Origin of the sequence: Microbacterium sp. NPDC058345, from assembly GCF_042723855.1 — a bacterium.
Lineage (GTDB): Bacteria > Actinomycetota > Actinomycetes > Actinomycetales > Microbacteriaceae > Microbacterium.
This window is the reverse complement of the sequence record NZ_JBHXIG010000001.1, coordinates 1,143,508-1,162,936: the sequence shown is the minus strand read 5'-3', so window position 1 is coordinate 1,162,936 and position 19,429 is coordinate 1,143,508. Positions and strand designations below refer to the sequence as shown.

The following is a 19,429-nucleotide window of genomic DNA, read 5'->3' as shown; positions in this document are numbered from 1 at the left end:
AGGCCACGACGAGCCAGAGGAGCCGCGTATGCTGTTGCTCCTCGCGGTGTTCCTGGGGGGATCCCTTCTGCTTCCCGTCCTGGTGCGATGGCTGGGCGCCCGGGCCTTCGCGATCGGCGCGCTGGTGCCCGCCGCCGCCTTCGTCCATGCGGTGATCCGCACTCCGCAGGTGCTCGATCCCGCGACCGTCCCGTTCCAGGACTACGAGTGGATCCCGCAGCTCGGCCTGCACCTGTCCATGCGCATGGACGTGCTCGGCTGGATCCTGACCCTGATCGTCACCGGCGTGGGCGCTCTGGTGCTGCTCTACTGCCGGTGGTACTTCCACGACGAAGGCAGGGAGGTCGGGCAGTTCGCCGGCGTGCTGCTCGGCTTCGCCGGCGCCATGTACGGGCTGGTGCTCACCGACGACCTCATCATGCTGGTGATGTTCTGGGAGCTGACGAGCATCCTCTCCTACCTGCTCATCGGGCACTACCGCCGGCGCGCGGCCAGCCGTCGTGCCGCCCTCCAGGCGCTGCTGGTGACCACCCTCGGCGGGCTCGTGATGTTCGTCGGCGTGGTGCTGCTGGTGGTGGATGCCGGCACGGCCAGCATCCGGGAGCTGCTCGAGGCGGCCCCCACCGGACCGATCGTCGACGCGGCAATCGTCATGCTGCTCATCGGCGCAGTGACGAAGTCCGCCCTGTTCCCGTTCCACTTCTGGCTTCCCGGCGCCATGGCGGCGCCGACGCCGGTGAGCGCGTACCTGCACGCGGCGGCGATGGTGAAGGCGGGCATCTATCTCATCGCGCGCTTCGCACCGATCTTCGCCTTCTCGGCCACCTGGCGCCCGGTCGTCATCACGCTCGGCGTGATCACGATGCTGCTGGGCGGCATCCAGGCGCTGCGCGAGACCGACCTCAAGCGCATCCTCGCGTTCGGCACGGTCAGCCAGCTGGGATTCTTCGCCGTCGTGCTCGGCTACGGCACGCAGGCCGCCGCGCTCGCCGGACTCGCCCTCGTGATCGGTCACGCGCTGTTCAAGTCGGCGCTCTTCCTCATCGTCGGCATCATCGACCGCCAGCTCTCCACGCGTGACATCCGCGAACTGTCCGGCGTGGGCCGGCAGGCACCGGTGATGGCCACCACGGCGTTCATCACCGTGGCGTCGATGGCCGGCATCGCGCCCACGATCGGATTCGCGGCGAAGGAGTCGACCATCACCGCGCTGCTCGACGATGCCCTCGCCGGCGCCGTGTGGGGCTGGGTCGCACTGCTCGGCGTCCTGCTCGGATCGGTGCTCACGGCCGCCTACGGCGTCCGGTTCCTCTGGGGTGCGTTCTGGCGCAAGAAGGATGCCGCCGGCGTCGCCATGCCGCAGACGACGTGGCCGGATCCGCCGGTGGGCTTCCTCTCCGTGCCGATCGTGCTGGCCGGCGCCACCATCGCGCTCGGCGTCGGAGCGAGCGCGGTCGACATCCCGCTGCAGCAGTACGCCGCGACCGCCGCGACCGGCCTGGACGGCGCGCACGCCGGTCACCTCGCCCTGTGGCACGGCCTCGAACCCGCATTGGGGCTCTCGGTCGTGGCGATCCTCGCCGGGGTCGGCCTGTTCCTGCTCACGATCCGCACCGGCTGGGATCGCCGCCCGAGGCTGCTTCCCGGCACCGCGTCCGACGCCTACTACCTGGTGATGCGCGGCGTCGACCGTCTCTCCGTGGTCACCACCGGCATCACCCAGCGCGGCTCGCTGCCGGTGTACGTCGGGACGATCTTCATCGTGCTGCTCGCCGCCGAGGCGACGGTGCTGCTCGCCGCCGCGCCCGATCGCCTGCAGCTCTCGGGCTGGCACACCCCCGCGCAGCTCGTGGTCGCCCCGGTGATGGCCGCCGCGGGCATCGTCGCCGTGCGCGCGCGGAAGCGCTACACCGGCGTGGTGCTCGTCTCGGTGACGGGACTCGGGATGGTCGTGCTGTTCGCCACGAGCGGCGCGCCCGACCTCGCGCTCACGCAGATCCTCGTCGAGACGGTCACCATGGTGACGTTCGCGCTGGTGCTGCGCCGGCTGCCGTCCCGCATGGGCGAGCACAACGCCTCGGTGGGACGGGTCCCCCGGGCGATCCTGGCCGTCGGCGTGGGCCTGACGATGGCGCTGATCGCGATCGTCGCCACCCAGGCGCGCATGTTCGACCCCATCTCGATCGACTTCACCGACCTGGCGTACGACCTCGGTCATGGCAAGAACGTGGTCAACGTGGCTCTCGTCGACCTGCGCGGCTGGGACACCATGGGAGAGCTCAGCGTGCTGGTGCTCGCCGCGACCGGCGTGGCGTCGCTCGTGTTCGTCACGCATCGCGCCGACCTGCTCTCCGCCACGCGCGATCTGCCCCAGACCATGCGGCGCGCCACCGCCCGCCGACCCATGGTCGAGACCACCGAGGGGCCGCGGTTCCAGACGGCGGAGAACAGGAACGCCCCTCGCGCCTGGCTCGTGGGCGGGCACCAGGTGCGAGCCGAGGACCGGTCGATCCTGCTGGAGGTCATCGTCCGGGTGCTGTTCCACACGATCATCGTCGTCTCGATCTACCTGCTGTTCGCCGGGCACAACAACCCCGGCGGAGGGTTCGCCGGCGGGCTCGTCGCCGGCATGGCGATGGTGATGCGCTACATCGCCGGGGGCCGATGGGAGCTGGGCGCCGCGGCGCCCACCGATGCCGGCCGGCTGCTCGGCTACGGGCTCGCCATCGCCGTCGGCACGGCGATGCTGCCGCTGTTCTTCGGCATGTCGCCGCTGCAGAGCACGGTGTGGGAGGCCGAGGTGCCGGTGCTCGGCCAGCTCGAACTCGTGTCGTCGACCCTCTTCGACATCGGCGTCTACCTCGTGGTGATCGGCCTGGTGCTCGACGTGCTGCGCAGTCTGGGCGCGGAGGTCGACCGCCAGGCCGCCACGATGCGCTCGAGGGGGGTGCGCGCCTGATGGACGTGTCGCTCACCCTGATCGTGATCATGGCCGTGCTGTTCGCCTGCGGCGTCTACGCCATGATGGAGCGCAGCCTGACGCGGGTGCTGATCGGATTCCTGCTGCTGGGCAACGCCACCAACCTGCTTCTGCTGATCGTGATGGGCGTGCCCGGCGACGCCCCGTTCTTCGGCGAAGAGGGCGAGGTCAGCGATCCGCTGCCGCAGGCGCTCACCCTCACCGCGATCGTGATCACCTTCGCCGTGTCGGCGTTCCTGCTCGCCCTGATCTACCGCTCCTGGCAGCTGGGTCAGGCCGACATCGTCGAGGACGACCCGGCCGATGTGGCGCTGCGCGCCCGCACGGATGCCGAGGAGGACGTCATCGACGACGAGGCCGCCGCCGACGACGCCGCCGCGACCACTGACTTCGTCGGGGTGCAGACCGCCCCGATCACGGTGCTGCACATGCGCGACAACGCCGCGATCCACGACGACGCCCCGGTCGACCGGCCGTATCGACCGGCCGACGGTGCCGCGCGCCTCCGAGACGACCGGCCGGGCAGCCCGGGCGACCGGGGAAGCACTCCCGAGGACCGGGGGACTAGGGACGACCGGGGAACCGCTCCTGAGCGAGGGCAGCAAGACGACGGGGAGGACCGCCCGTGAGCGCTCTCGTTCCCCTGATCGTCGGACTCCCGCTGCTCGGCGCGGCGGTCACGCTGGTGTTCGGCCGCAGTCCGCGGCTGCAGATGCTCGTCTCGGCGGCCACGCTCACCGCCGTCTCGATCATCGCGGCCGTGCTGCTGGTGGCCGTCGACGCGGACAGCAGCCCGATCGCCGTGTCGGTGGGCGGCTGGCCGGTGCCGTTCGGCATCGTGTTGTACGTCGACCGCTTCGCCGCACTGCTGGTGCTCGTCTCGAGCATCGTGCTGCTCGCGGTGCTGCTGTTCTCGATCGGCCAGGGTGCGGCCGACGGCGTGCAGGAGACCCCGATCTCCATCTTCAACCCGTCGTACCTGATCCTCGCGGCCGGCGTCTTCGACGCCTTCATCGCCGGTGACCTGTTCAATCTCTACGTCGGATTCGAGATCCTGCTGGTCGCCTCCTACGTGCTCATCACACTGGGCAGCACCGAATCCCGCATCCGCACCGGTGCGGTGTACATCGTCGTCTCCCTGGTGTCGTCGATCCTCTTCCTCGCCGCGATCGCGATGATCTACGGCGCGGTGGGCACCGTGAACATGGCCCAGCTGACCGAGCGCGTGGCACAGCTCCCGCAGGAGACGCAGCTCGTGCTGCACCTGCTGCTGGTCGTCGCCTTCGGCATCAAGGCGGCGGTCTTCCCGGTGTCGTTCTGGCTGCCCGACTCGTACCCGACCGCACCCGCCCCGGTGACCGCGGTGTTCGCCGGCCTGCTCACCAAGGTCGGCGTCTACGCGCTGATCCGCACCGAGACGCAGCTGTTCGCCGAGAACAGCATCGACACCCTGCTCATGATCGTGGCGCTCGCGACCATGGTGATCGGTGTCCTCGGCGCGGTCGCCCAGGCAGAGCTGAAGAGGATCCTGTCTTTCACGCTGGTCAGCCATGTCGGCTACATGATCTTCGGTCTCGCCATCGTCACCGAAGAGGCCATCGGCGCCACGGTGTACTACATCGTGCACCACATCGTCGTGCAGACCACGCTGTTCCTCGCGGTCGGGCTCATCGAGCGCAGGGCAGGCAGCACGTCGATCCTGCGCGTGCGCGGCCTCATGAAAGCCGCGCCGCTGCTGGCCGTGCTCTACTTCGTGCCGGCCATCAACCTGGGCGGCCTGCCGCCGTTCTCGGGTTTCATCGGCAAGTTCGGGCTGTTCTCGGCGGCGGCCGACGTCGGCACACCGCTGATGATCGTGCTGATCTTCGGCGGCATCCTCACCTCACTGCTCACGCTGTACGCGCTCATGCGCGCGTGGAACCTCGCCTTCTGGCGCGAGGACGACGCGGCCGACGACGTGGACGGCCGGGTCTCGTACCTCGGCAGCGCTCCCGCCGCCGATGAGCAGGGCCGCACCCGCCGCATTCCTGCGATCATGACCGTCGCCACCGGCGGGATGGTCGCGGTCACGCTGGTGCTCACCGTGTTCGCCGGGCCGCTGTACGCCATCTGCGACCGGATCGGCGTCGGACTGCTCCAGCCGGTGAGCCTCGTGCAGGTCGGTGAGGAGGTGGACGGATGAGCCCCGAATCGCCGCGCGGCATGCTGCGCGACATCGCGCTGCAGCTGCCCTTCATGCTCTGGCTGATCGTGCTGTGGATGCTCTTGTGGCACCAGTTCACCGTGCTCGCGGCGATCACCGGCCTGCTGGTCGCGATCTTCGTGACCAGGGTGTTCCGTCTGCCGACCGTCGAGCTGGTCGGCCGCGTCAACCTCTGGTACTCGCTCCTGTTCGTGGGCCAGTTCCTCACCGCCGTGGTCGCGGGCGCGGTCAGCGTCACCATGCAGGTGTTCGACGTCCGCCGCCAGCCGGGGTCCGCGATCGTGGAAGTGCCGCTGCGCTACGCGGACGACATCATCACCACGCACGTCGCGGTGACGTCGTCGCTCATCCCCGGATCGCTGGTGGTCGAGAGCGACCGCGATCGCCGCATCCTCTACCTGCATGTCATCGGCGTGCGCAACCGCGCCGAGGTCGACGCCTTCCGCGACGAGGTGCTGCGCTGGGAGCGCCGCATCATCCGCGCGGTGGGCACCCCCGCGCAGTATCGTGCACTGAAGGCCGCGGACGCGGCCGAGCGAGAGCGAAGCCGGCACACCCACGCGGACGGAGGCGCGCGATGAACCCCCTCATGATCCTCATCCTCGCGGTCTTCGGCCTCGCCGCGATCCTCTGCGTGGTGCGCATCGTGCGCGGGCCGTCGATCCTCGACCGCACGGTCGCCGCTGATGTGCTGCTGACAGAGGTGATGTGTGTGCTGGGAGCCGACATGGCCATCGGCGGTCACACCCGCAACGTCCCGGTGATGCTGATCATCGCCGCCGTCGGGGTCTTCGCCTCGATCTCGGTGGCGCGGTACGTCGCACGAAGGGACAACACGACCGCATGAACGCGACCGGCCTTCTCGAGCTGCGACTTCCCACTCCGGTCGCCGATGCGATCGTGCTCGTCCTCGTGCTGCTGGGAGCGCTGCTCTGCCTGTCGGCCGCGGTGGGACTGCTGCGCTTCGGCGACGTGCCCAGCCGGCTGCACGCCGCCACCAAGCCGCAGGTGCTCGGCCTGGTGCTGATCTGCCTGGCGATCGCGGTGGGTCAGCGCACGGTCGGCGGCATCCTGCTCGGGCTGGTGCTGGTCGCACCGGTGGTGCTCATGCAGTTCGCCACCGCTCCGCTCTCGGCGCACATGGTGGGCAGGCAGGCCTACCGCAACGGCGCGATCCCGCGGGGGACCCTCGTGGTCGACGAGTACGCCGAGTCGAAGCAGACGCCGCCCGCCGCCGGCTGACCGCGCGACCCGGGTCACTCGGGCGGGTCAGAGTCCTTCGACGAAGGCCCGGATCTTCTCGGCGGTGGCCCCCGAGTCGCTGATCAGCGTGCCGTGGCCGTGATCGGGGATCTCCTCGAAACGTGCGCCGGGGATGGCATCGACGATCTCGCGGCACCAGGTCATCGGCGCGACCGGGTCCCGCTGCCCGCGGACGACGAGCACAGGGATCCGCACACGGGCATACGCCTGCTGCGCCTCGTGCACGATCATCGCGCGCATCTTGCGGATGAGGTGAGGGCCGCCGCGCAGATACTCGCGCGCTCCGCGCCACAGCACGAGCGGCCGCTCGCCCATGATGTCGATGAGCAGATACCCGGCCTGCGCGCGGATGCTGCGCGCTGCCGTGTTGACGGTCGGGCCGGCGAGGACCAGCGCCGAGACCACATCCGGATGACGGGCGGCGAGCTCGGCGGCGATCTGGCATCCCATCGAGTGACCGAGCGCCACCGCATCCGTGATGCCGCGGTCGCGCAGGAAGGCGGCGACGAGGTCGGCGTGCCGCTCCATCGTGAGCGTGCGGCGCGGTTCCGGCGCCTCTCCGAAGCCCGGCAGGTCGAGACCGATGATCCGGCCGCTCAGGCGATCGGTGAGGTCGACGTACACGCTGCGGCCCATTCCGATGCCGTGCAGCAGCACGATCGGCTTCGCGCCGGTACCGAAGTCCTCGTACACGAGCGTCGCCCCGCCGTGCACGAACTCGCCGATGTCGGCGCGTCTCCCTTCGGGCGCGAGCAGTCTCTCCGGCATCCCTCCAAACTACCGGGACGCGCCGCCGACGCGTGCCGCCGAGGCGCAGCGCCGCCGTCGCGCTCGAGTGGCCGTCGCGCGTCGACGTCGGATCGAGACGACCGGTCAGGCCGCCGGTGTGAGGCGCAGGGTGTCGACGGTCGCCTTCGTCACGGCCTTCGCGGTGAACGGCCACGGCTTCTGAATGCCCTGCGCCCAGTCCTCGGTCTGATCCGTGTAGTGGGCGTGGAAGGGGTGGCCGCTGGCGCCGGTGAGCTGGTTCCACGTCGAGTCGTCGAAGTCGGCCAGGTCGACCACCATCCGCATGGAGGGGACGGTCGTCGTGGCGTACGACTCTCCGATCTGCCAGCCCGTCGCATTCACGACGGATGATCCGCCGCCGACCGGATACGGGCCGCGGTTGAACAGCATCTCGACGGGCGCGACACCCGAGGTGCCGAGGGTGGCGTGCGTGAGCGGCAGCGCGTGCAGCGAGCCCCAGTCCCAGCGGGTGACATCGCGACCCTGCAGGTCCTTGAGCTCCTCGTAGGCCTGTTCGGCGGAGAACGACAGCATCTCGTGCATGCCCTCGATGTCGAGCCGGTCGTTGGTCCATAACGGGTCGTCGGCGTCGTCGAGCATCGCCCCCATCACGGTGAACAGCCGCGCCTGGTCGCCCACCGGGAGCGGCACCTGCCGGTCGGCGAAGACGTTCTGCACCAGATTCGACCAGAGCACGTTCGCATAGGCGGCGGCGGGCGAGTCGGCACTGTTCTGCGCATCCCAGGTGCGCAGCAGATCGACGGCGGCGTTCGGGCCCTCGCCGTCGACCTTCACGGTGTCCATCGCCACGGCGAGCTGCTTGCCGATCCACATCTGCTCGTCCATCTGGATGTCACGCAGATCCTGCGCGACCAGCGGACCGGCGGCCGCCTTGCGTTCGATGAGGTGCGCGATGCGCGCGGCGCGGTAGCCGTAGTCCCAGTCGCGGGAGAGGAAGTACTCGTACTCGTCGTCGACGATCGCGTTGTTCGCCGTGACGATGTAGCCCTCCGGAGGGTTGAACGACACCGGCAGCTGCTCGAACGGGATGTACCCGGTCCAGTCGTAGCCGCTGTCCCAGCCTGGCTGGGGCAGCCAGCCGTCGCCGGCCCCGCGGATCGGAAGCCGGCCGGGAGTCTGGTACCCGATGTTGCCGTCGGTGTCGGCGTAGACGAGGTTCTGCGCGGGCACGTCGAAGAGCGACGCCGCCGCCCGGAAGCCGTCGAAGTCCTGTGCGGTGTTCAGGGCGAAGATCGCGCGGGCGGTGGTGCCCGGCTCGAGCGCCGTCCACCGCAGACTCACAGCGAACTCGCCGGGCGGAGTCTCGGGCGCGTCCTGCAGCGGCAACGCGACGCCGTCGGCCGCGGCGACGGGTTCGTCGGCGATCGCCGTGAAGTCGTCGGTGAGTCCCGAGATGATCGGCCCGTGCACGGTGCGGCGGATGGTGAGCGGCACGTCGTCGCCACCGGCGACCCTGATCACGTCCTGCTCGATCTCGAGCGGCTCGAGCGCGCCGTCTCGCCAGTACTCGTCGCCGTCGACCTTCTCGATGTACAGGTCGGTGACGTCGGTGGTGAGATTCGTGAAGCCCCAGGACACCTTGGCGTTGTGGCCGATGATGATGCCGGGCAGGCCCGAGAACGAGAATCCGCCGACGTCGAACGGGCAGCTCTCGCTCACCGTGTTGCACTTGAGCTGCATCTGGTACCACACCGACGGCAGCGACGACCCGAGGTGCGGGTCGTTGGCGAGCAGCGGCTTGCCGCTCTCGGTGAGATCGCCCGACACCACCCACGAGTTGGACCCGATGCCCTCGCCGACGCTTCCCACGAGCATGCTCGCCGCTTCGATCACGTTCGACGCCTGCTGCCACTCCACGGTGGCCAGGGCTGCCGCGGTGTCGGGTTCCGCGGCGGATGAGAAGGAGGCCGGCGCGGCATCCGTCTCGGTCGCCGGAAGCGGATCGGCGGGGGAGATCGTCGGAACGATCACGGGATGGTCATCGAAGGGATAGGCGGGGTAGAGCTTCTCGATGAGCGCCTGCACGTCGTCGCCGGGCGAGGCCCCGCCGACCGAGGCGCCGACACCCGCCGCGCCATCGGGGCCGGCGGCGTCGAGGCTCGCGGCCAGCCGCGCGCGGTCCGTCTCGGCGCCGAGGTTGGTGCGCAGGTCCCAGGCCATCGCCTTCAGCCAGGCGACGGAGTCGGCCGGCTCCCACGGCTCGGGGCTGTAGTCCGGCGCGAGCACGCCCAGGACGGCGTGCTCGAGCGAGAGGTCGGCGCCGGAGCGCGACGCGAGATAGGCGTTGACGCCGTCGGCGTAGGCGTCGTAATAGGCCCGCGTGGTCTCGTCGAGCGCCTCGACCTCCTGCTCGGCGACGGCGCGCCACCCCAGCGTGCGCAGGAACTTGTCGGTCGCGACCTGTGATTCCCCGAACATCTCGGCCACGCGGCCCGCGGTGACGTGCCGGCGGAAGTCCATCTCGAAGAAGCGGTCCTGCGCGTGGGTGAACCCCTGTGCGAAGAACAGGTCGTGTGCGGATGACGCGGTGATCGTCGGGATGCCGCGGTCATCGCGCTGCACCGTCACCGGCTTCTCGAGGCCCTTCAGCGCCACATCGCCGGCGGTCTGCGGGAACGAACGCTGGATCGTCCAGGTGAGGAAGAAGGCGGCGGCCACGGCGACGACCATGATCCCGGCGACGACGAGGTAGGCGATGCGGCCGATCCGGCGCAGGAGCGGTCGGCGCGATGCCGGGTTCTCTGACGTCATCAGCAAAAGACTCTCCGTGTGGGTGCGGGACTCCGTCTCACCGGGCCCGGGTGCGCGTCTCGGGAATGCGCACGCCCTGGCATCCTATCCACTCGGCCCGCGAACAGGGTTCACCCGATGAGGCTGGGCTGCAGGTCGCGCAGCGTGCGCCGGTGCGTCATGCGGGTCACGCCGACGCTGGCGACCGCGAGCGCGCCGACGAGCCACAGCGCGAGCACGGCGAGGTCCCCGAATGCGCGGCTGAGGTCGCCGCCGTACATCAGCTGGCGCAGGCCGTCGACGACGTAGCCCATCGGCAGCACATGGTGCAGGGCGGCGAGCGGACCGGGCAGCGTCTGCCAGGGGAAGGTGCCGCCGGCGGTGACGAGCTGCAGCACCATCAGCACCAGACCCATGAACTGCCCGACCGAGCCCAGCCACACGTTCAGCGCCAGGATGATCGCCGCGTACGTCGCCGAGGCCATCACCATCACGCCGAGCGAGCCCCACGGGTGTGCGAAGTCGAACCCGAGCGCGAGACGGAGCACACCGATCAGGCCGACCATCTGCAGCGCGCCCAGCGCCGCCGGAGTGAGCCAGCCGGCGAGGGTGATGCGAAGGGGGGAGTGCAGCGCGGTGACCGCCCGACGTGAGAGCGGCTTGACGATCAGGAACAGCGCGTAGATGCCGATCCATCCGGCCAGGGCGGCGAAGAAGGGGGCGAGTCCCTGCCCGTAGTCCTCGGCGGCGGCGACCTTGTCGCTGGTCACCTGCACCGGGTCGGCGATGGCGTCGGCCTGCGCTTCCCGCAGGTGGGGAGTGGATGCCGGGATCGCCTCGACGCCGCTGGACAGCCCGTCGCGCAGCGTGGCGATGCCGTCGCCGAGCGTGCCCAGGCCGTCGCGCAGCGTCGCGGCGCCGTCGCGGGCGGATGCGGCGCCCGCGGCGGCGGAGCTCGCGCCGTCGGCGAGCCGGGCCGCACCGTCGGCGACCGTGTTCGCGCCGGCGGCGAGCCGGTCGATGCTGTCGACGGCACCCTGGGCGGCCGTGTTCCCTTCGCGGACGCTGTCGGCGACGGGGTCGAGCTTCGCCAGCACGGTATCGATCTGCTCCGCTGCGAGACCCTGCTCGGCCATGGCCTGCGCGAGCTCGGCACGCGCCGTGGGCAGGGCGTCGGTGGCCTGCTGGAGGAGCGCGGCCGCACGGTCGGCGGTGCCGGCGAGCCGGTCGTTGCCGGCGCTCACCTGTGCCGCTCCGTCCGCGAGCGTGCGCGCACCGTCGGCCAGGGTCTTCGTGCCCGACGCGAGAGTGCGGAGCCCCGTGGTCAGGGCGGAGGAGCCGTCCTCCGCGGTTCCGGCGCCGTCGGCGAGCTGCGAGGCGCCGTCGGTCGCCTCGGCGAGCTGGTCGCGCACGACGCTGAGGCCGGTGAGCAGCCGGCCCGCGGCTTCGGACCCGACCATCTCGGCCACCGAGCGGCGGATGCGCTCGACGGTCTGTGAGCCGATCGTGGAGGCCAGATAGTTGTTGGCGTCGTTGGTCTCGAGCTCGAGACGTGCCTGATGCGGGTCGTCGCCAGCGGCGGAGGCGAGCGCCGCCGAGAAGTCGGTGGGGATCGTCACGGCGAAGTCGACGGTGCCCTCCTGCAGCGCCCGCTCCGCCTCGGCCGACGTCATCTCCCGCCAGGCGAAGGAGCCGTCGTCGCGGAGCTCGTCGGCGACATCATCGCCGTAGTTCTCGGTCTTCTCGCGGCTCGTGCCGTCGGCATCCGTCGTCGTGGTCGTGACCCCGGCGTCATCGACGACGAGCGCGACGGGCACCTCCGAGAACCTGCCGTACGGATCCTGGTTCGCCCACAGGTAGAGACCGCCGTAGAGGATCGGCACGCACATCAGCGCGAACAGCGCGATCACGGCCATCGGGCTCGCGGTCAGCCGCCGCAGCTCGGCGGCGACCATCGACGGCACCTTCATCGCTTCCCCTCCTCTTCTGCCCGTCCCTCGGCATCCGGCTCGTCGTCGACGCCCGTCCCGGGGAGTGTGTCGGCGGCGTCGGTCAGGTGATCGGCATCGAGGGTCTCCGGCATGCCGGCGATCACCGCGGCGGCCGCTCCGCCGACGATCACCAGCACCGCGTAGCCGCGCTCGGCGAACTCCGCCGCGATCCGCCACCAGCCGTCGGGTCGCCCTCCGTGCCGGTCGGGGGCGACGAGAACGAGCCCCTCGACACCCTCGCGCAGGACGGCCAGCTCGCAGAGGATTCGCACGCGGGCCGCGGGGTCGACGGTGCCGATGGGCCTCCCGGCGATGTCGGCGAAGCCCAGGTGGGCCAGCCAGCGCCGCGCATGAACGGGCGTGGAACCGAGGCCCGCGAACATCAGCTCCTCGCCGACGACGGCGGCGACCGTCACGCCGGGATGCGGATCACTCACCTCGGGGGCGTCGACGAGCGCGACGCGCCGGCGCAGCGCCGCGGCATCCGTCTCGGCATCGATCGTGACCCGGCCGGTGTCGGGCTTCATCCGTCCCGACGCGATCAGGCCGAGCACGGTGGGGCGCTGCTCGGTCTCAGCGCGCACGAAGCGGGCATGTCCGGTCTCGAAGCTCAGGGTCATCGCCGGCAGCGCCTGCCCGCGGCGGCCCTTCGAGACACCGTCGAGCACGACCTTCATCCGGCCTCCTCGGTGAGCACGTCGGGGTGGGTGCGCAGCAGGTCGTCGGTCTCGCGCCACGACAGTCCGGCGACGCTGAGCAGCGTGCGCACGGCGAGGTCGGCGGCCGAGGGCGAGGACGCGTCGACGCGCGCGACGACCGTGCGGGCGACCTCCTCGATCAGCCGTGCCAGCGTGGCGGCGGTGAGGTCGGTGCGGAAGCTGCCGTCGTGCTGGCCGCGCTCGACCAGCTGAGCGACGGCGCGTCGCAGCGGGGCGAGGGCCTCGGCGGTCTGCGCCACGTGCGCCTCGTCGAGGGCGAGGGCCGCCGCCACCTGCACGTGCGCAGCTTCGTGCCACAGCCGCGTCGCGAGGCGGGCGAGCGCCCGCCGGGCATCGGCATCGGCGACGGAGGCCGCGATGGCGTTGAACCGCTGCGCGCCCGCGACGATCAGTTCGCGGATCAGGGCATCCCGGTCGTCGAAGTGACCGTACAGGGTGCGGCGGCTGAGCCCGGCGCTGCGCGCGATCGCGTCGACCGAGGCGTGCGGGTCGCCGGCCAGGGCGAGGCGGGCGGCATCCAGGATGCCGGCGCGATTGGCGCGTGCGTCGGAGCGGGGTGCGCGGGTGGGGGTCATGCGTCCGATTATATTGCACACGACTGTGCAATGTAGCTGAGCAACCTCACAGCATGCCCGCGGTCGTCGTGCGTGGGCACGACGAAGCCCCGAGCCGGTTACGTTCGGCCCGGGCTTCTGCCGACGTCGTCAGTCGGTGCCGGAGTCGAAGGCGGCGCCCTCGGATGCCGCATCCACGGCGTCGGTGAGCGTCTCGTCGGTCTGCGAGACCGAACCCGCGACGAACTCGGTGATCTCGCCCGCCTCGCCGGCGGTCACCCGGCCGACGAGCTCGCCGGTGGCGCCGCCGACGAGGCCGAGGCCGGCGTACTGTTCCAGGCGCGAACGGGAGTCGGCGATGTCGAGGTTGCGCATGGTGAGCTGGCCGATGCGGTCGACCGGGCCGAAGGCGGCGTCGCCGACCCGCTCCATCGACAGCTTCTCGGGGCCGTACGACAGGTTGGGCGACACGGTGTCGAGAATCGTCCAGTCGTCGCCGCGGCGCAGCCGGATCGTGACCGAGCCCGAGATGGTCGACCCCACCCAGCGCTGGATCGATTCGCGCAGCATGAGCGACTGCGGCTCGAGCCAGCGTCCCTCGTACATCAGCCGGCCCAGGCGGCGGCCCTGCTCGTGGTACGTGGCGAGGGTGTCTTCGTTGAGGATGCCGTTGACCAGGCGCTCGTAGGCGATGAACAGCAGCGCCATGCCGGGGGCCTCGTAGATGCCACGCGACTTGGCCTCGATGATGCGGTTCTCGATCTGGTCGCTCATGCCGAGGCCGTGCCGCCCGCCGATCGCGTTGGCCTCCTGCACCAGCGCGACGGCGTCATACTCGGTGCCGTTGAGGGCGACGGGGCGGCCGCCCTCGAAGGTGACCGTGACGTCCTCGGTGTCGATCGCGACGGACGGATCCCAGTACTTCACGCCCATGATCGGGTCGACGGTCTCGAGCGAGACGTCGAGGTGCTCCAGAGTCTTCGCCTCGTGGGTGGCGCCCCAGATGTTGGCGTCGGTGGAGTAGGCCTTCTCGGCCGAGTCGCGGTACGGGAAGTCGTGGGCGACGAGCCAGTCGCTCATCTCCTTGCGGCCGCCGAGCTCGGTGACGAAGTCGGCGTCGAGCCAGGGCTTGTAGATGCGCAGTCGAGGGTTGGCCAGCAAGCCGTACCGGTAGAACCGCTCGATGTCGTTGCCCTTGTAGGTGGAGCCGTCGCCCCAGATGTCGACGCCGTCCTCGCGCATCGCGCGCACGAGCAGCGTGCCGGTCACGGCGCGGCCGAGGGGAGTGGTGTTGAAGTAGGTCCTGCCGCCCGAACGGATGTGGAACGCGCCGCACGACAGCGCGACGAAGCCCTCTTCGACGAGGGCCGTCTTGCAGTCGATCAGCCGTGACTTCTCGGCGCCGTACTCCAGCGCGCGGCCGGGGATCGAGTCGATGTCGTCCTCGTCGTACTGGCCGAGGTCGCCCGTGTAGGTGAAGGGCACGGCGCCCTTGTCGCGCATCCACGCGACGGCGACGGAGGTGTCGAGACCACCGGAGAAGGCGATGCCGACGCGCTCGCCGACGGGCAGGGACTGGAGGACCTTGGACATGGTGTCAAGTCTATCGGCGCGGCGTGGCGCGCCCTTCCGGGTGACGGCCGACGCGGGTAGGCCTCGGCGGCGCGACTTTCCCTTCGACGAGGAATACCAGTACATTGAACGAGCACCCGGCTACCCACCGGGTGGATCCGGCTACCCACCGGATCAGACCCGGCTACCCACCGGGTCGCCGACGCATCTCCCCCTCGAGCTGTCGGCAGTCATCACGGGAACGTGTCCATGTGGGATGGACGCGCGCCCAGACGCCACGACCTCAGGAGAGACATGCCCGTTTCGCGCGCACGCGCCCATCGCAGCCCCGATCGTCGGCGGCGCGGGGCCGTCACCAGACTCATCGCCTCGGCCGGCGCCGGCATGCTGGCCGTCATCGGCCTCGTCGCCGCGCCGAGCGCCGCCATCGCGGCGGCCAACCCGGACGTGTTGGTCACCGACATCCGGCTGCAGATCCCGGACGGGATGCCGGCGGAGGGTCCCGTCAAGCTCGGCGACAAGCTGCTGCTGACCGGCAGCTGGGACGCCACCGCGGCCGAGCCCGTCGCCGGTGACACCTTCACCATGGGCCTGCCGAAGGAACTCGGCTTCGCCGAGTCGGTGGTGTTCCCGCTGGCGGGCGAGGATGCGTCCGGCGCAGTGCAGAACTGGGCGCTGTGCGAGACCGATCCGGTCGCGGGCATCGCGACCTGCACCTTCACCGAGGCGGTGACCGCCAACCCCGAAGACGTCCGCGGCGAGTTCGGAGTGCAGATCGAGGCCGTCCTGGAGACGACCGAGAACGTCCTCGAGTTCGATCTGAACGGCCGCACCGGCACCGCCGTGCTGCCCGGAGGCGGCGGAATAGTCGATCCGACGCCGCTTCCGACCGACTGGACCAAGTCGGGCACGCTGAACGCCGACAAGTGGTCGATGACCTGGACCATCGAGGTGCCGGGAGCGCGGCTCGCGCAGGGAGACACCGCGACGATCCGCGAGAGGCTCAGTGCGAATCATGTGCTCTGCGACCCTTCGGGTCTCACGGTCGAGACGGTGCGCGGATCGACCGTCGTCGACGTGAGCTCCGTCGGTGCGATCACGGATGCCGTCGAGGCGGGCGATGACTTCGCCATCGCGCTCACCGCACCGGAGGCCGGCTTCGACGCGAACGTCACCTACCGGATCACGTACCGCACCTGCACCCCGGACGGCGAGATCGACCCGAAGGGCACCGAGTACGAGAACGAGGCGTTCCTCTGGGGCGAGACCTCCGGCGTGATCGGCGTGGGCCAGGACTGGGTGATCGGCGCGACGGCATCGAAGCACGGCAGCATCCTGGGCGGCGAGCACCGCAACGGCGTCATCGAATGGACCGTCACCGTGCCGGGCGAAAACCTGTTCGGCACCGACGGATTCACGCTGACCGATACGCTCAGCGGCCAGCACGCCGTGACCGCCGACACCGTCAGCGGCATCCGCGTCTTCGAGAGGTACGGTCCCGCCGGGGCGCTCACCGAGGTGACGAACGGCCTGACGGCGACAACCGTCGCCGTCGACGACGCATCGTTCGAGGTGCGCTTCGACATCGCCGACGGCTCCGACTTCGCGTTCCTGCCGTCGGATCACATGTACCTGATCCGCTACCGCACCACCGTGACCACCGACGGCCTTCCGGCAGCCGGCACGAAGTTCGACAACGCCGCCCGCATCGACGGCGAACTCGCCCCGGGCAGCGTGACCACGCCGAACCGCAGCCAGGGCAAGTCCGGAAGGATCAACACCAGCCGCGTGGAGCTCAACGGGGTCGAGCACCTGCCGCAGACCACGATCGGGTGGTCGGTGCGCATTCCGGGTGAGCGGATCGCGACGGTCGGAACGCCGCTGACACTCACCGACACGCTCACCTCGGCGCACGCGGTGTGCCTCGGTGACAGCGACGACATCGTCGACCGGCTGGGACTGCGGCTGCAGGCGCGCGACCAGATCTCCGGCGGCGGGCTGAAGACCGTCGACCTCACCGACCTCGTCACCGCGACGCTCGACGGCGACACGATCACGCTCGTCGTGGCGCCGCCCACCCTTCCCCTGCCGGACGACACGACAGCCACGAGTTTCAGCCGCGAGTACGAGTACGTGTTCGACTACACCACCTGCACCACGAGCGGCGGCATGGACGCGAAGGGGACGGAGTACGGCAACACCGTCGCTGGTCACGGCATCGAGTTCAGCCAGCGCGTCGTGCAGCAGAACAGCGGCTTCGGCACCGGGCAGGGGATGCCGCGAGGCACCGTCTCGATCTCGAAGATCCTCGCCGACACCGCAGGAGCGCCGTTCGTCCCGGATGGCACGGCGTTCACCGTGCACGTCAAGGAGATCGACCCGGCCGGCACCGTGCAGCACGAGTACGATCTCGCCGTTCCCGTGAACGGCGACCCGGTGAGCGGATTCAACTCGCGCGGCCGGGGGTGGACGATCGAGCTCTCCGAACCGCGCTTCCCCGAGGTCCCCGGCGTCACGTGGGGTGCACCGCTGTTCCAGGAGGCGCCGGGACTGACGCCGAGCGCCGACGGTACCACCGCCGTGGCCGCGCTCGCACCGAACACGAACATCGCGGTGAGCCTGGTCAACGAGGCGGAGCTCGGCGCGATCAGCGTCATCAAGACGCTGACCGGCCCCGACGCCGCGCGCGCCCTCGTGGATCCTGATCAGACCTATCGCATCACGGCGACGGTCGACGTCAGCGCCCTGGGCGGCGGTTTCCCGGCACAGCCCGCACGCGGACTCGACATCAGCGCCGGCGAAACCGTCACGCTGAACGATCTGCCGATCGGGGCGACGGTCACCTTCTCGGAGACGCGGCCTGCCGACAGTGACCTGCTCACGTGGGCCGCGCCTGTCATCAGCCCCCAGAGCGTGGTGGTGACCGCCGATCACGCCGGCGACCCGGCCGAGGTGACGGTCACCAATCATGTCGAGCGCACGGTCGGCACCTTCTCGATCGCGAAGTCCGTCACGGGCGCCGAGGCCGACAACCCGGCCGTGCCGGAGAGCGTCACCGTCACGGCGACGTGGACGCAGGACGGCATCGACGATCGGAAGACGCTCACCGTGCCGACCGACGGCACCCCCGTCGCGCTCGGCGAGAATCTCCTGATCGGCACGAAGGTGACGCTCACCGAGACACCGCTCGCCGACGGCTCAGGAATCGCCTGGGGCGCTCCGGTGTGGTCGGGAACCGGTGTCGCCGTCGACGGATCGTCGGCTGTGGTGACCGTCGGCCGCGACGCGAACGCGCGGGTGGACCTCGAGAACCACGCGGCGACGTCGGTCGCCGGGATCAGCCTGATCAAGGGCCTCGCGGGTGCGGCGGCCGGCGAGGTCGATCCGGACACGCGGTTCCCCGTCAGGGCGACCTGGGTCGACGCGAACGGCTCCGAGCAGTCGAAGGAGCTCCTGATCGGCACGGCCGAGCCGACGCCTCTCGGGGTCGAGCTGCCCGCCGGAACCGTCGTCACGGTGACCGAGGGCGAACGGCCGGCGTTCGACACCGTCGTCTGGGGATCGATCGCGATCAGCGGAGAGGACGTCGCCGACAACGGCGACGGCAGCGCCGAGATCGTGGTGTCCGACCAGCAGGGCGAGGTCACGATGGTGGCGGTCGTCAACGAGGCGACTTGGGCGCCGGGCACCTTCACTCTCTCGAAGAACGTGACCGGCGTCCTGCTCGACAACGCCGACGTGCCCGAGAACGTCACCGTGACGGCCTCGTGGCTCGAAGACGGCGAGCCGGTGTCGGCCGAGCTGACCCTTCCGACCGACGGCACGCCGGTGCCGTTCGGACGCGACCTGCCGCACGGCACCGAGGTCGTCCTCTCGGAGACCCCGCTCGATGACGGCGCGGCGTTCACCTGGAACCAGCCCGAATGGGCCGGCGACGCACTCGTCGCGCACGGAGACGGAACGGCCATTCTCACCGTCGGCGCCGCCACCGACGCGCGCGCCGAGGTGACCAACGGCGTGACGGCCCGGCTGGGCACCCTGGCCGTGTCGAAGACCCTCTCGGGTGACGGCGCGAGCCTGGCCGAGGGCACGGTGTTCCCGGTGACCGCGTCGTGGACCGACCTGCTCGGTGAGCCGCAGCAGGTGGAGATCGAGGTGCGCGCCGGCGAGCCGACGGTCATCGAGGGGCTCCCGCTGGGCACCGAGGTGACCCTGGCGGAGGGCTCCGCCGAGCTGCCGGGCAACGTGCGCTGGCTCGGCGCCACCTGGTCGTCGAACGACGAGCAGGTGGAGATCGGGAATGCAGAAGGCGAGACGGTCGTGATCACGGTGAGCGGTGAGACCGGCGCCGAGGCGAGCATCGCGCTCGACAACGCGTTCGAGAAGCTGCCCGACCTCGCGACGACGGGCGGCGCGCTGCTTCCCGCGGGCGTCGTCGTGGTCGCCGCTCTGCTGATCGGCGCCGGCATCCTGCTGGTTCTCCGTCGCCGCCGCGAAACGGCCTGATCGAGGTCTGCGGGCCGGGGCCGTGCGCCCCGGCCCGCATCCGCCCTCGTAGACCGGGCCCGCGGCTGTGCATCGCAGTGGTCGGCACGTAGCCTGTCCGC

Annotated in this window: 13 protein-coding genes; 7 read left to right on the top strand and 6 right to left on the bottom strand. The window is 70.5% G+C overall.

From position 1 onward, the window contains the following. The first annotated feature begins 28 nt into the window (after positions 1 to 28). The 6 genes from ACFWH5_RS05410 to mnhG are packed head-to-tail and all read left to right on the top strand — an operon-like array spanning position 29 to position 6,425. Positions 29 to 2,959 (top strand): Na+/H+ antiporter subunit A, encoded by a 2,931-nt coding sequence (locus ACFWH5_RS05410; RefSeq protein ID WP_378832621.1) that lies wholly within the window; start codon positions 29 to 31, stop codon positions 2,957 to 2,959. Then, on the top strand, positions 2,959 to 3,609 hold the full coding sequence (locus ACFWH5_RS05405; RefSeq protein WP_378832619.1) for a Na(+)/H(+) antiporter subunit C: 651 nt from the start codon (positions 2,959 to 2,961) through the stop codon (positions 3,607 to 3,609). The genes ACFWH5_RS05410 and ACFWH5_RS05405 overlap by 1 nt, the downstream gene beginning before the upstream one ends. Then, the gene (locus ACFWH5_RS05400) at positions 3,606 to 5,162 is read left to right on the top strand and encodes a Na+/H+ antiporter subunit D (RefSeq protein ID WP_378832617.1); all 1,557 of its coding nucleotides are present in this window, start codon (positions 3,606 to 3,608) and stop codon (positions 5,160 to 5,162) included. Before ACFWH5_RS05405 ends, ACFWH5_RS05400 begins: the two co-directional genes overlap by 4 nt. Next, on the top strand, positions 5,159 to 5,764 hold the full coding sequence (locus ACFWH5_RS05395) for a Na+/H+ antiporter subunit E (RefSeq protein ID WP_378832615.1): 606 nt from the start codon (positions 5,159 to 5,161) through the stop codon (positions 5,762 to 5,764). The genes ACFWH5_RS05400 and ACFWH5_RS05395 overlap by 4 nt, the downstream gene beginning before the upstream one ends. Beyond that, positions 5,761 to 6,030 carry a monovalent cation/H+ antiporter complex subunit F gene (locus ACFWH5_RS05390; RefSeq protein ID WP_378832613.1) on the top strand — a complete coding sequence of 90 codons (270 nt, stop codon included), beginning with the start codon at positions 5,761 to 5,763 and terminating at the stop codon, positions 6,028 to 6,030. Before ACFWH5_RS05395 ends, ACFWH5_RS05390 begins: the two co-directional genes overlap by 4 nt. After that, entirely contained in the window at positions 6,027 to 6,425 is a 399-nt protein-coding gene (gene mnhG / locus ACFWH5_RS05385; protein ID WP_378832610.1) for a monovalent cation/H(+) antiporter subunit G, read from the top strand. The genes ACFWH5_RS05390 and mnhG overlap by 4 nt, the downstream gene beginning before the upstream one ends. Positions 6,426 to 6,452: 27 nt before the next feature. On the opposite strand, the gene ACFWH5_RS05380 is transcribed toward mnhG, so the two are convergent. From ACFWH5_RS05380 to argG, 6 genes are all read right to left on the bottom strand, one after another. Continuing rightward, positions 6,453 to 7,214 (bottom strand): alpha/beta fold hydrolase, encoded by a 762-nt coding sequence (locus tag ACFWH5_RS05380; protein WP_378832608.1) that lies wholly within the window; start codon positions 7,212 to 7,214, stop codon positions 6,453 to 6,455. A 105-nt stretch (positions 7,215 to 7,319) separates the two neighbouring features. Then, positions 7,320 to 10,007: a penicillin acylase family protein gene (locus ACFWH5_RS05375; protein ID WP_378832606.1), complete on the bottom strand. Its 2,688-nt coding sequence runs from the start codon at positions 10,005 to 10,007 to the stop codon at positions 7,320 to 7,322. A gap of 110 nt (positions 10,008 to 10,117) precedes the next feature. Next, a complete protein-coding gene (locus ACFWH5_RS05370) occupies positions 10,118 to 11,956 on the bottom strand; it encodes a YhgE/Pip family protein (protein ID WP_378832604.1) in 1,839 nt (612 codons plus the stop codon). Further along, entirely contained in the window at positions 11,953 to 12,654 is a 702-nt protein-coding gene (locus ACFWH5_RS05365) for a hypothetical protein (protein WP_378832603.1), read from the bottom strand. Before ACFWH5_RS05365 ends, ACFWH5_RS05370 begins: the two co-directional genes overlap by 4 nt. Then, complete coding sequence (locus ACFWH5_RS05360) at positions 12,651 to 13,271, bottom strand: TetR/AcrR family transcriptional regulator (RefSeq protein WP_378832601.1); 621 nt, start codon at positions 13,269 to 13,271, stop codon at positions 12,651 to 12,653. Before ACFWH5_RS05360 ends, ACFWH5_RS05365 begins: the two co-directional genes overlap by 4 nt. Before the next feature lie 129 nt (positions 13,272 to 13,400). Continuing rightward, on the bottom strand, positions 13,401 to 14,843 hold the full coding sequence (gene argG, locus ACFWH5_RS05355) for an argininosuccinate synthase (RefSeq protein WP_378832599.1): 1,443 nt from the start codon (positions 14,841 to 14,843) through the stop codon (positions 13,401 to 13,403). 273 nt (positions 14,844 to 15,116) lie between these two features. Between argG and ACFWH5_RS05350 the strand changes: the two genes are divergently transcribed. Next, positions 15,117 to 19,328 (top strand): DUF5979 domain-containing protein, encoded by a 4,212-nt coding sequence (locus tag ACFWH5_RS05350; RefSeq protein ID WP_378832597.1) that lies wholly within the window; start codon positions 15,117 to 15,119, stop codon positions 19,326 to 19,328. The last annotated feature ends 101 nt before the right edge of the window (positions 19,329 to 19,429 follow it).